At 47.9% G+C, this 11750-nt stretch carries 12 protein-coding genes and 1 pseudogene; 7 read left to right on the top strand and 6 right to left on the bottom strand.

Annotated features, from left to right (window positions below):
* Positions 1-285 precede the first annotated feature (285 nt).
* Positions 286-420, top strand: a pseudogene (locus QMA35_RS19510) (YqaE/Pmp3 family membrane protein); the annotation flags it as partial.
* A 72-nt stretch (positions 421-492) separates the two neighbouring features.
* Positions 493-1149: a DUF2959 domain-containing protein gene (locus QMA35_RS19515; RefSeq protein ID WP_281648823.1), complete on the top strand. Its 657-nt coding sequence runs from the start codon at positions 493-495 to the stop codon at positions 1147-1149.
* A 58-nt stretch (positions 1150-1207) separates the two neighbouring features.
* Here QMA35_RS19515 and QMA35_RS19520 read toward each other — a convergent pair whose 3' ends face one another.
* Positions 1208-2236, bottom strand: a complete 1029-nt coding sequence (locus tag QMA35_RS19520) for a hypothetical protein (protein WP_281648824.1) — start codon at positions 2234-2236, stop codon at positions 1208-1210.
* A 252-nt stretch (positions 2237-2488) separates the two neighbouring features.
* Complete coding sequence (locus tag QMA35_RS19525; RefSeq protein WP_281648825.1) at positions 2489-3556, bottom strand: methyltransferase; 1068 nt, start codon at positions 3554-3556, stop codon at positions 2489-2491.
* A gap of 181 nt (positions 3557-3737) precedes the next feature.
* Here QMA35_RS19525 and udk point away from each other — a divergent pair, with 181 nt between their 5' ends.
* Together udk and QMA35_RS19535 are read left to right on the top strand one after the other, a co-directional pair.
* Positions 3738-4358, top strand: a complete 621-nt coding sequence (udk, locus tag QMA35_RS19530) for a uridine kinase (protein WP_281648826.1) — start codon at positions 3738-3740, stop codon at positions 4356-4358.
* A gap of 301 nt (positions 4359-4659) precedes the next feature.
* Complete coding sequence (locus tag QMA35_RS19535; protein WP_281648827.1) at positions 4660-5700, top strand: GMP reductase; 1041 nt, start codon at positions 4660-4662, stop codon at positions 5698-5700.
* A gap of 51 nt (positions 5701-5751) precedes the next feature.
* On the opposite strand, the gene pflA is transcribed toward QMA35_RS19535, so the two are convergent.
* A complete protein-coding gene (pflA, locus tag QMA35_RS19540) occupies positions 5752-6477 on the bottom strand; it encodes a pyruvate formate-lyase-activating protein (protein WP_281648828.1) in 726 nt (241 codons plus the stop codon).
* A 392-nt stretch (positions 6478-6869) separates the two neighbouring features.
* On the opposite strand from pflA, the gene QMA35_RS19545 reads away from it, so the two are divergent.
* Positions 6870-7337 (top strand): hypothetical protein, encoded by a 468-nt coding sequence (locus QMA35_RS19545; RefSeq protein ID WP_281648829.1) that lies wholly within the window; start codon positions 6870-6872, stop codon positions 7335-7337.
* Between the two features lie 120 nt (positions 7338-7457).
* Here the strand turns inward: QMA35_RS19545 and QMA35_RS19550 are convergent, their stop codons facing one another.
* Genes QMA35_RS19550 through QMA35_RS19560 form a run of 3 tightly spaced genes read right to left on the bottom strand, consistent with a single transcriptional unit; the run spans position 7458 to position 10852 of the window.
* Entirely contained in the window at positions 7458-8762 is a 1305-nt protein-coding gene (locus tag QMA35_RS19550) for a sodium ion-translocating decarboxylase subunit beta (RefSeq protein ID WP_281648830.1), read from the bottom strand.
* A 10-nt stretch (positions 8763-8772) separates the two neighbouring features.
* Positions 8773-10551: a sodium-extruding oxaloacetate decarboxylase subunit alpha gene (oadA, locus tag QMA35_RS19555; protein WP_281648831.1), complete on the bottom strand. Its 1779-nt coding sequence runs from the start codon at positions 10549-10551 to the stop codon at positions 8773-8775.
* Positions 10552-10591: 40 nt separating this feature from the next.
* Positions 10592-10852 carry an OadG family transporter subunit gene (locus QMA35_RS19560; protein WP_281648832.1) on the bottom strand — a complete coding sequence of 87 codons (261 nt, stop codon included), beginning with the start codon at positions 10850-10852 and terminating at the stop codon, positions 10592-10594.
* A gap of 277 nt (positions 10853-11129) precedes the next feature.
* On the opposite strand from QMA35_RS19560, the gene QMA35_RS19565 reads away from it, so the two are divergent.
* Together QMA35_RS19565 and QMA35_RS19570 are read left to right on the top strand one after the other, a co-directional pair.
* Entirely contained in the window at positions 11130-11516 is a 387-nt protein-coding gene (locus QMA35_RS19565) for a methyltransferase domain-containing protein (protein WP_281648833.1), read from the top strand.
* Positions 11517-11532: 16 nt separating this feature from the next.
* The coding region (locus QMA35_RS19570; protein ID WP_281648834.1) for a hypothetical protein at positions 11533-11750 on the top strand (218 nt) is incomplete at its 3' end.

The raw sequence follows: 11750 nt of genomic DNA on the forward strand, positions 1-11750 counted from the left end.
CAAACGTTGGATTAATGGTTTTTTCAAAGGCGTAGCAACGAAATATTTATCGCGCTATCTGGGCTGGAAACGATTTTTAAAGACACATATCTTCTCGGAAGAGAGTTTGTTAGATCAGGAAGCATCCCATTGGCTCAACCCACATTTATTGTGAACAGAGCCCACAAATTTAACAGAGCAGAACAACATCGCACATTTCTATTTAATCTGTAGATGTCGCGATAACGCTCATCTGCGTGTAATATTCGCATCATAATAAGGATATTACCCTTCTGAGGTGAAACCATGCGTTACTTGTTAGCAATCCTTCTGCCACCTTTGGCAGTTTTCCTGTGTGGAAAGCCGGTTCAAGGCATTCTTAATATCATCTTGACCCTGCTTTTCTGGGTTCCCGGTATTGTTCATGCGCTGTTTGTTGTGAACTCCCATTTAGCTGATAAACGCAACCAGGAACTCATCAAGGCGATAAAAGAAAAAGACGGAAACTAAGCCATGAATATTTCACAACATGTACGATGCACCCTGGCAGTATCGGCAATCCTCCTTATAACCGGCTGTCAAAGCGCCTATTACAACGCAATGGAAAAGGTGGGTGTTCATAAACGGGACATTATGATTGATCGCATTGAAGACACTCAAAGCGCTCAGGAAGAAGCACAGGAGCAGTTCAAATCAGCTCTCGATCAGTTTCGTACAGTTGTGAACTTTGACGGCGGTGACCTGGAAGACCTTTATGACAAACTGAATGGAGAATATGAGGACAGCCTGTCTGCCGCAGAAAACGTTCGTGGTCGTATTTCTGCAGTAAAAGATGTTTCCGAAGCTCTGTTCGATGAGTGGGAAGACGAACTGGATCTTTACACCAGCTCTTCACTGAAACAGGCCAGTGCCCTCAAGCTTAAGGATACCCGTCGCCAGTACGAACGAATGGTGGCAAGTCTTAAGAAATCCGAAGCCCGTATGCAACCGGTATTAAATGCCTTTCAGGATCAAGTGCTCTACTTGAAACATAATCTCAATGCCCGGGCGGTTTCTGCATTGAGAGGGGAATTCAATAACATTAAATCTGATATTAATCGCCTGATTAGTGATATGCAGCGTTCGATTAACGAGTCTCGCAAGTTTCTTGATGCGTTGAAACAAGACTGAAAGTAAAACGGCGACTCCCTCCTGGTCGCCGTTAAAAACCCACCTCTACATCTAACTATCAATCATCAAAGGTAGTGTCCTGCTGTGACTTCGGTGTATTCAACAAAGCTTCAAGCTTAGCAATTTTAGCTTTAAACTCTTCGGGCGACTCCGTTCTCTGAAGGGCTGGGCGAATACTGGAAACACCCAAAAAGTGTCGTTTGTAAGCAAGCATTAACTGCCCTCTCACTCGCTTATCAGTAATACAGTCCTTGGTGTACTGAATAGCATCATGGGCAGCATAACGCTTGAGAGTTTTCAAACGCTCAGGATCAACGGGCACACCGCCCTCGGCCATTTCGTAACGAGTATCCAACTCCCTATTGAGTGTATCTTGATACTCTTCGAGCTGTACCAAGTTACCTTGCAGGGCCCGAACCATGGCAGTGTCACGCATATCAGGCGTTTCTGTACTATCTACATTTTTTTTGGCAATCTCTTGCATGGCCTCATTAAAGTGCTGCACGGTACCCGTCACCCCAGTATTGTCACCACCAAACAAAATCAAGCGGCTCTGCCAGTCCTGACGCCATTTTTTATGCCCGCCATTAACAGCAAAAGCCTCGTCTCTTTTGAAGACCTCCAGGTTTTCCGCACGAGTCCGTTCCTTTTGCTCAACACTTTGTCCTTTCCTACTTTCTGCTTCATGAAACGCTCTACCTTCAGCCTTTGCCTTAGCAGTTTCAAGTGCATGAACGTTGGCAGGGTTCTTAACGAACGCGAGCATATTCTCAAAATATTGTGCCTTTTTGCTTGCATCTCCATGGGAGGCAATCAATTCAAGCTCATCTGTGGTGAGTTCTTTACCTTCCATTATTTTTTTCTGAACCTGGATAACCCGCCTATCCAGTCGCACAAAGTGCATTGGGGTATCTTCAGCATTGCGCTTAAAGGTTTGAAAAGCATTGACCACAGAAACTTTTAGTCCACGCCAAAAGTATTTCACCTTGCCAACAAGGTTATTGTGAAACAACTTCGCTTCCAGTGTTCCCAACGCATTTTTCGCATTAGGAAAACGATCACCCAGTACTTCTCCTAGCCAGCTCATCGGATACCTCTCCCTGATAACTCCGAAACAACCGCCCTACTTCCATCAGCTCAAATCAGCAATAGGCCCAGGCAGCCCGAAATACCATCACCATAGATAGACATAACACCCCGAGCAAATGACAGGAAAGAATGCGACAGAACCTATAACAGCAAATGAAAATGGAGAACCGACACATGAAAAAGCGTCAGTTTGTACAAATAAAACACTGACGCTTTTTTCTGAAGAGATGAAACAAGAAACGTTAAAAAGTCAGATTTCTGCCGATTGAAACTCTTTGGCTACAGTCGCTCCGTAAATCGTAAAGCCATTGCCTCTAGCCAGTTCTTCACAGTGGCCAAAAGCTTCTTCTATTAACGGCCGGTACTTCAGAAAATTGTTAGCAACGATACGTAGCTGACCGCCCTTACCAAGATGGCTGTGGCACTTTTGAAGAAATTGCTCTGTTACATCGTAGCGGGTTTTTATCCCTTCATGAAAAGGAGGATTGGAGACAATCCAGTCATACTTTCCTTTCAGGTTATTTAAGCCATGACTGGCTATAACTTTACCTTCCAGCCGATTAGCCGCCAAGGTTCTACGGGCAGACTCCAGTGCCATGGCATCGGTATCCAGAAGGGTGGGGCGACAGCGTTTATGCCTTGCCGCAAACCAGCTGCCAATAACACCAGCACCACAACCAAAGTCCAGCAGTTGACCGCGAACATTTTCTTTCGACAATGCTTCCAGCAACAATCTAGTCCCAACATCCAGACGACCATGACTGAACACACCGGGCAGCGTTGCCACATCAATAATCGTGCCAGCAACCTCAACAGAGAAGTGCGATTCTTTTATCTCAGAGGCCGGTGCTCTGAAAGAGTCATCAGGCTGAAGGCTAAGCATCCCGGAATGACAACCACTTGCAACAGAATCAACTGCCCCCCACTTTGTCAGCTTTTTCCTCCAGGATTTAATACCGGTTCCATTCTCACCAACCAGCCATAAAGTACCATTTTCAGACAGCCTGGGGCATAGCTGAGACATCATCGCTTCTACAAGTGGTCGGCTTTTTTGCAGATAGAAAACAATAGAATCATAAGCGCCTTTAAGACTGGATAGATCATAACTGTAAGCAACACGATCAGCAGGAAGATTTCGGCTGGCGATCTGCTCAGCTTCTGAGACAGTAGTAAACACACTGATTTCTGTATCCGAAAGCTCATTGCCAAGCTCAGATATCACACTGTCGGAGGGAGGCATGACCAGAAGCAGGCGGCTTACTGCCAGCTCATCACAGTTACGCAACATCAGTCGGGAAGGGTTAGTCAGGCTGCTCATTATGCATACCGCAGAAAAAGGCGTTTATACCCCAGAGACCTGATTTCGTCTACTCGGCAGGTGAAAGTGATCAACAATTATTTATAATTTCAACTAATTATGTATAAAGCCCTATCCACTTCGAAACGGCCAATAACTATACTCCCCCCTAATTTCAATAAATTCAGGACAGCTGATCCTTATGTCTCAGAAAACCATTCTGGTCGGAATCGCAGGAGCCTCCGCTTCAGGAAAAAGCCTGCTGGCAGAGACTCTGGTAAAGGAGTTTCCCCGAGAGCATTTGTGCGTTATTTCTGAGGATTCTTACTACAAAGACCAAACCCATCTGTCCATGAGCGAACGGGTTAAAACCAACTACGATCACCCGGAATCTATGGACCACGACCTGCTGTTAAAACATCTGGAAGCGCTGAAAGCAGGTCAGCCGATTGAAGTACCAATTTACGATTACAGCGAGCACAACCGTACGCGGGAAAGCCGTCGTATAGAGCCATCTAAAGTCATTATCTTTGAAGGTATTCTGCTGTTTGTAAATCCTGCAATCCGTGAAATGTTTGATCTGCGTTTCTACATGGATACACCACTGGACATTTGCCTGACCCGCCGACTGCAGCGCGACATTATCAACCGCGGGAGAGATATGGAGTCAGTCATCAACCAGTATATGGAAACTGTTCGCCCTATGTTCCTGCAGTTTATTGAGCCTTCTCGCCAGCATGCCGATCTTATCATCCCTCGCGGTGGCAAAAACCAGATTGCTATCGACCTGATCAAAACCAAAATCCATTCTTTGGTTAACTGATCTTTCTGACATCAGCGCTATATATAAAACGCCCTCGCCGTCACTGGCAAGGGCGTTTTTTTATGCGCGAAACCCACGACTCCCAGCTGGATGGTTCTTCGTCTGATTATCTTTAGAAAGAAACCACTCTTTACCAAAACCAACAATGTATCGAACACATATTTACAGCCCCACAGAATTACTGGATACTTAATCGGTATAAGCGGCTGAAACCCGCACCCACCTCACTGGTTGTTTTTTCAACTGCTTGTACACTTTCTTTATATCTTTTTTTTAGGGCCAGACAGGCTTAAGCATCGTTATGCGCATAGAAAGTGATATCAAACTCGGTTTCAAAGACGTTCTGTTCCGCCCCAAGCGCTCTACCCTGCGCAGCCGCTCCCAAGTCTCGTTACAACGCACCTTCCGTTTTATGCACTCTGGCCGTGAATGGACTGGTGTACCTGTTATCGCAGCCAATATGGATACTGTGGGCACGTTTGAAATAGCCAAGGCCCTTGCCGAGCATGACATGCTCACAGCTCTTCACAAGCATTACACAGAACAGGAATGGGACACCTTCCTGAAAGACGCAGACGAAGACATTTATAACCGTATCATGGTCAGCTCAGGCACCTCTGACAAAGACTTCGCCAAACTGACCAGCCTGCTTGAGCGCCACCCCAAGCTCTACTTTATCTGCATTGATGTTGCCAACGGCTATTCCGAACACTTCGTCAGCTTTGTCACCAGAGTCCGTCAGGCATTCCCAGACAAAGTCATTATTGCCGGCAACGTAGTAACCGGCGAAATGGTTGAAGAACTGCTTCTCGGCGGTGCGGATGTTGTTAAGGTCGGCATCGGCCCAGGCTCTGTATGCACGACTCGTGTTAAGACTGGCGTTGGTTACCCACAACTGTCTGCCATTATTGAATGCGCCGATGCTGCTCACGGCTTAAGCGGCCAGATCATCGGCGATGGTGGCTGCACCTGTGCTGGAGACGTTTCCAAAGGTTTTGGTGGCGGCGCCGACTTTATGATGCTGGGGGGCATGCTGGCGGGTCACGATGAATCCGGTGGTGAAATCGTTGAAGAAAACGGTAAAACATTTAAACAGTTTTACGGTATGAGCTCATCCACCGCTATGGATAAGCACTCCGGTGGCGTTGCGGGGTACCGTGCGTCTGAAGGTAAAACTGTGAAAGTTCCTTACCGTGGCCCCGTCGTTAACACCGTTCAGGATATTCTGGGTGGCGTTCGCTCCACCTGCACTTATGTGGGTGCAGCGCAATTAAAAGAGCTGACCAAGCGCACCACCTTTATTCGGGTACAGGAACAGGAAAACCGTATTTTTAACGGTTAACAACGTTCTCTCCCGAAAAATAAAATGCCCACTCAAGTGGGCGTTTTATTATCAGTAAATGGCATGAATACCACGTTCAAGAAAAATACGCTGCAGGCGCTGCATCAACTCTTCTGATGGCGGCTTCACCTCATCCAGCTCATACTCATCTTTCAACATGTCCCATTTGTGTTTTCCAAGCGAGTGATAGGGCAGCAGCTCAACTTTCTCAACATTCTTCATAGGCTTCACAAAATCAGCCAGCTGAACAGCGTATTCCTCTTTCGTAGTGTAACCTTCAACAACAACGTATCTCACCCACGTTGCTTTATTTACATCTTGAAGATACTGCGCAAAATTCAGAACCCGGTCGTTTTTCGTCCAGGTCAGCTTCTGGTGTAAATCATTATCCATATGCTTGATATCAAGCAGCACTAGATCTGTGGCATCCATCAAATCCGCCATCGCCGGACTGATGCCTTTTACATAACCATTGGTATCCAAGCAGGTATGAATACCTTCTTTACGGCATGCGCGAAACAGTTCAGTCACAAACTCCGGCTGCAAAGTGGGTTGCCCACCGGACACTGTTATGCCGCCGGTTAGAAAATGCTTAACCGAGATAATCTTCTGCATAAGATCATCCACCGTTACCATTTCACCTTCTTTCAGGCTCCAGGTATCACGGTTATGGCAGTAACGACAGCGCATAACACAGCCCTGCATAAACACAACAAAGCGAATACCCGGCCCATCAACAGTGCCAAAAGAATCAGTGGAATGGATACGGCCCAGCATGACAACTCCAGAAACATGCGTTCAGAAAGCGCGAATCTATACTATAAAGAAAAATTCTCATGACTGATGCGCGCAATACTACGAAAAGGCGGCCATGCTACTCTCTGAATCTGACCATAACAACCTTTCAGTTCGAGGATGAATATAGCAAGTAAAGGGCTATTTAATCATGGGCATTAATAGATAAAAAAAATGATAGAAGGCGACATTTGACCAATAATTACGCATTCGCTGCGTGGGAGCAGATAGATATGTCAATGTGGGAATTTCGACCGCCCTTCGCCTTCTGAGCTTTAGGTAGTGTTACCTATGTTTGCTCTGCAAAGCATTGTCTAGTATTCGGCGCCATAAACACTTCAAAAGTTACAGGACGTCATCCTCCGGAGGACGAAATGAGCAAATACCTCTACTCGACCGTTTATGAGGAATTCACTGGTTTGAAACCCCCCGAGCCTACCGATAATAAACAACGCCGAAAGCGTGGTTATGGACACCCCTACCGCATGCGATTAAACATGCAGGAAGAGACGGAAGCCAAGCAGAAAAAACCTGAACGCCGCAATCAGTTTGGTCAGCCAATCAATAGTGTCCGAAAAGGTCGTGACGAACAGCCACAGCAAAGCAGAGAGCTGCCTCCTCAGTTCAATGCCGCACGTCCGCAGCGAGAAGAAAGGCGAGAACCGAGACAAAACATCAGCAACAACCAGGGCATAAATAACGAAGCTCCTGTTCTGAGCATGCCGACAGAGCATAAAAGCTCCAGCTCTGCGCCAAAGGTGACTTACAAGAAGCGTCGGCAGTTCACTCTGGAAAAAATTGAGAACGTGACCACTGAGCTTAAGGATTCATCGTCTGATTAAGACTTAATGAACGACTGGAATAAAGTCCGTTCATTCCTGATAACCCAGCCCGTTATCAGCCAGATATAAAAAAGGCCCAGCTTGATTTCAAGCTGGGCCTTTTCATTTCAGTGGCGAAGATTACAGTACAGACACGTACTTAATCATCACACCAGCAGCAACAGCAGAACCAATAACACCAGCCACGTTTGGCCCCATAGCGTGCATCAGCAGGAAGTTATGAGGGTTCGCCTCAAGACCAACCTTGTTGGACACCCGTGCGGCCATAGGCACAGCAGAAACACCTGCCGAACCAATCAGCGGATTGATCTTCTGCTTGCTGAACACGTTCATCAACTTGGCCATCAAAACACCAGCAGCAGTACCGATACCGAAAGCCACAATACCCAGAGACAAAATACCCAGGGTTTCTGGATTCAGGAACTTGTCCGCCACCAGCTTGGACCCAACAGAGAGCCCCAGAAAGATGGTTACAATATTAATCAGAGCGTTCTGAGCAGTATCAGACAGGCGATCGACAACACCACACTCACGCATCAGGTTACCAAAGCAGAACATGCCCAGCAGTGGCGCAGCGTCTGGCAGTAACAGCGCTACCAGCACCAGCAACACCAGCGGGAAGCTAATCTTCTCCAACTTGGAAACATGGCGCAACTGAACCATCTCAATGGCACGCTCTTTCTCAGTGGTCAGCGCCTTCATAATGGGCGGCTGAATCATTGGTACCAGAGCCATATAGGAGTAGGCAGATACAGCAATTGCACCCAGCAACTCAGGAGCCAGAACACTGGACACATAGATTGCAGTCGGACCATCCGCGCCACCGATAATACCGATAGCAGCCGCCTGGGCAACAGAGAAGTCCATTATGCCCAGAGAGGTCATACCCACAGCTCCCAGAACGGTCGCGAAGATACCAAACTGTGCAGCAGCACCCAGGAACAGCGTACGCGGGTTAGCCAGCAGTGGACCGAAATCGGTCATGGCACCTACACCCATGAATATCAGCAGAGGAGCAACAGTGCTGCCAATAGCCACAGAGTAGAAGTTATACAACATGCCATTGTTATAACTCAGATCTGCAGCTAACTGTTCAGCAGCTGTCTGCGCTGCAGCCGGAGCGCTGTAGTACACATCAAGAATCTGCTTATAGCTCTCAAATTGTGAACCCAACACTGCCGCCAACTGATCCAGCTGAGCCGCCGTACCCACATGAGCCAACTGCTCAACTGCGCTATAAGCCAAACCAGCAGCAGGGATATTGGCAAGAATGCCACCAAAACCAATCGGCACCAGCAGCAGTGGTTCAAAGTTTTTGCGAATGGCCAGATACAACAACAGGAAACCAATGGCGATCATAATCGCCGAATTGATATCCAAGTTGTACAGGCCGGACCCTTCCCAAAGGGCTATTACCTTATCCATAACAGCCTCCTTAAGCGAGCGCGATAAGCTCGTCGCCAACAACCACGGAATCGCCTTCCTTCACGGTGACACTGGCTACAGTACCGGCCTTAGGAGCGCGCACTTCGGTTTCCATCTTCATGGCTTCAAGAATTACAACAACATCGCCTTCCTGAACCTGCTGACCTGGCTGAACATTCACCTTCCAGATATTACCAGCGAGAGGGGCAGGAAGAGGATCGCCTCCACCGGCAGGAACAGCTGCTGGTGCACCGGCAGCCGCAGGAGATGCTGAAACCGCCTTGATACCGGATACATCACCGCCATCGCTGACTTCGACAACATACTCGGTACCGCTAACGTTAACAGTGTAAACCTCTGGCTTACCACTGTCTTTAGCGACCATCTCCTGACCTGTTGGTACAGGCTCAAAAGCATCTGGGTTGCCACGGTTCTCGAGGAACTTGTAACCGATCTGGGGGAAGAGTGCGACAGTCAGGACATCATCAATAGCACTATCGGCCAAAGTAATACCCTTGGCTTTCGCCTCGGCCTTCACTTCTGCTTCCAGCTTGTCCATCTCAGGCTCAATCAGATCAGCCGGACGACAGGTAATAGGTTCTGAGCCATCCAGTACACGAGCTTGCAGTTCTGCGTTCATGGCAGAAGGCGCTGCGCCGTATTCACCTTTCAGAATGCCCTGCGTTTCCTTAGATATACTCTTGTAGCGCTCGCCAGTCAGAACATTCAAGACAGACTGGGTACCAACAATCTGGGATGTTGGCGTGACTAGAGGAATAAAACCAAGATCTTCGCGAACCCTTGGAATTTCCTTTAGTACTTCGTCAAACTTGTCTGCAGCGCCCTGCTCCTTCAGCTGGCTCTCCATGTTAGTCAGCATGCCACCAGGCACCTGAGCCACCAGAATACGGGAATCGACTCCGCGCAGCGCACCTTCAAACTTGGCGTACTTTTTCCGTACCTCACGGAAATAAGCGGCAACTTCTTCAATCTTTTCGATATTCAGACCGGTATCACGTTCTGATCCCTGAAGGGCAGCAACAATTGACTCGGTGGGTGAATGTCCGTAGGTCATAGACATAGAAGAAATTGCAGTATCAACACGGTCAACGCCAGCTTCGATCGCTTTCAACAGGGTCATGGAAGAAAGACCAGCTGTCGCATGACAGTGAAGCTGTATTTCAAGATTGGTTTCCTTCTTCAAGCGAGAAACCAGCTCAAAAGCATCATAAGGGTTAAGGATACCGGCCATATCTTTGATACACAGAGAATCTGCGTCCAGATCTTCAATCTGCTTGGCCAGATCAATCCAGTTGTCCAGTGTATGTACAGGGCTGGTCGTGAAAGACAAAGTACCCTGAGCATGTGCGCCCTGCTTCTTCACAGCTTTCATAGCCTGCTGCAGGTTGCGTGGATCGTTCATGGCATCAAATACCCGGAACACATCCATGCCGTTAGCAACAGCGCGCTCTACAAACTTATCCACGACATCGTCCGCATAATGACGGTAGCCCAGCAGATTCTGACCACGCAGCAACATCTGCTGCTTGGTTTTCGGCATAGCTTTCTTCAGTTCACGCAGACGTTCCCATGGGTCTTCCCCAAGGAATCGAATGCAACTGTCGAATGTGGCACCACCCCAGCTTTCCAGAGACCAGTAACCAATCTCATCAAGCTTCTCTGCAATAGGAAGCATATCATCCAGGCGCAAACGGGTAGCAAACAGCGACTGGTGTGCGTCGCGTAATACGACATCGGTAATGCCCAGCGGCGCTTTATTAACGGTCATCCTTTCATTTCCCCCAGATAGAAAATACAGAAACTGGCAGTTATTGGCGGCGTGCGCGATGCTGGCTGATAGCTTCGCCAATCACTGCGAGCAGAACCGGGTCTGCAGCAGGATTTGTGGCACCAGCACTTGGTGCTGCAGCTCTGCGGGGAGCTGGTGCAGCGTCCTCCGGAGCAATGGCCAACACAACTTTTGACATCAAACTGGTGGCAAAGACCAGGACGGTCAGAAAGATAAAGACAAAGCCCATGCCGAACATCATCAGCGACAGGCCTTCATTTATGAGTTCTGCTTGGGACATGGCACACCCTGTTATGGTTTTTTCTGCCTATCTGACCGAGACGATAGTCTTCTGGCCGACAGCTGTATTGGAGTTATGGGTTATAAGTCCGGGGGCTATTGTACCCAAATAGCTATATGGCGCAATCCCAGACGTACAAACCACTGATCTTGTACACTATTTATGCTCATTTCTTACCTCGATTATGCTCATTTCTCACCTCCGAAAGACAAAGGTCAATTGTCGTGTGAGCTTTCTTCTACACTGGATGGCTTTCTTTCCTGGGAGAGCATTCGGCATGACTGAGCCGCATAATGAAGTCAGTGCAAACGCAGAAGCTCTTCCTTTTAAAGATGCCAGTTGTGACGCAGCCATTTCTACATTTGGTGTCATGTTCACAGGCCACCCGGAGCAGGCTGCACACGAGCTCAGTCGTGTATACAAACCCGGCAGGCGCCTTGTATTAACAACCAGGGATGCAAATCCAAGTGAATATATTGGTCAGTTTTTTGCTCTGTTCAGCAAGTACCGGGACTCGCCTCCACCACAACCATCACCTCTGGAGTGGAGACACCTTACCCGAATTTATGATGTGTTTAACCAATACTTTTATATCCGCTACCAAAGCAGCTTCGGATTGCGGATGGATCGCAGCTACCTGCTGATTCACGGCACTCGTTATTAATCATGAGTGTCGCATCATGAAACTTCACGCTTTACTGACTTCTGAACTGGGTTTATTTGTCGGCATTGCTGCCTCTGTCTTTTTCTATACGCTGGCTGGCCATTCGCTTGCCTCAAAATCCTCACCCTGGATGAGCGCCCTGCTTTTCTCTATTTTGGGCTCTTTCGCAGGTTGGCTGATCATTTCTGAGCCTCCTGTCGAATTTTCAGATACAGATATTCAAGATCGTTATAG

Origin of the sequence: Parendozoicomonas sp. Alg238-R29 (genome assembly GCF_947331445.1) — a bacterium.
In the GTDB taxonomy this organism is placed as follows: Bacteria; Pseudomonadota; Gammaproteobacteria; order Pseudomonadales; family Endozoicomonadaceae; genus Sansalvadorimonas.

What these genes read in the sequence shown, in the direction of transcription:
- QMA35_RS19520 (WP_281648824.1), bottom strand. Translation starts at nt 2,236, where the DNA reads ATGAGCTGGCTAGGAGAAGTACTGGGTGATCGTTTTCCTAATGCGAAA.
- QMA35_RS19545 (WP_281648829.1), top strand. Translation starts at nt 6,870, where the DNA reads ATGAGCAAATACCTCTACTCGACCGTTTATGAGGAATTCACTGGTTTG.
- QMA35_RS19535 (WP_281648827.1), top strand. Translation starts at nt 4,660, where the DNA reads ATGCGCATAGAAAGTGATATCAAACTCGGTTTCAAAGACGTTCTGTTC.
- QMA35_RS19560 (WP_281648832.1), bottom strand. Translation starts at nt 10,852, where the DNA reads ATGTCCCAAGCAGAACTCATAAATGAAGGCCTGTCGCTGATGATGTTC.
- oadA (WP_281648831.1), bottom strand. Translation starts at nt 10,551, where the DNA reads ATGACCGTTAATAAAGCGCCGCTGGGCATTACCGATGTCGTATTACGC.
- QMA35_RS19565 (WP_281648833.1), top strand. Translation starts at nt 11,130, where the DNA reads ATGACTGAGCCGCATAATGAAGTCAGTGCAAACGCAGAAGCTCTTCCT.
- udk (WP_281648826.1), top strand. Translation starts at nt 3,738, where the DNA reads ATGTCTCAGAAAACCATTCTGGTCGGAATCGCAGGAGCCTCCGCTTCA.
- pflA (WP_281648828.1), bottom strand. Translation starts at nt 6,477, where the DNA reads ATGCTGGGCCGTATCCATTCCACTGATTCTTTTGGCACTGTTGATGGG.
- QMA35_RS19550 (WP_281648830.1), bottom strand. Translation starts at nt 8,762, where the DNA reads ATGGATAAGGTAATAGCCCTTTGGGAAGGGTCCGGCCTGTACAACTTG.
- QMA35_RS19525 (WP_281648825.1), bottom strand. Translation starts at nt 3,556, where the DNA reads ATGAGCAGCCTGACTAACCCTTCCCGACTGATGTTGCGTAACTGTGAT.
- QMA35_RS19515 (WP_281648823.1), top strand. Translation starts at nt 493, where the DNA reads ATGAATATTTCACAACATGTACGATGCACCCTGGCAGTATCGGCAATC.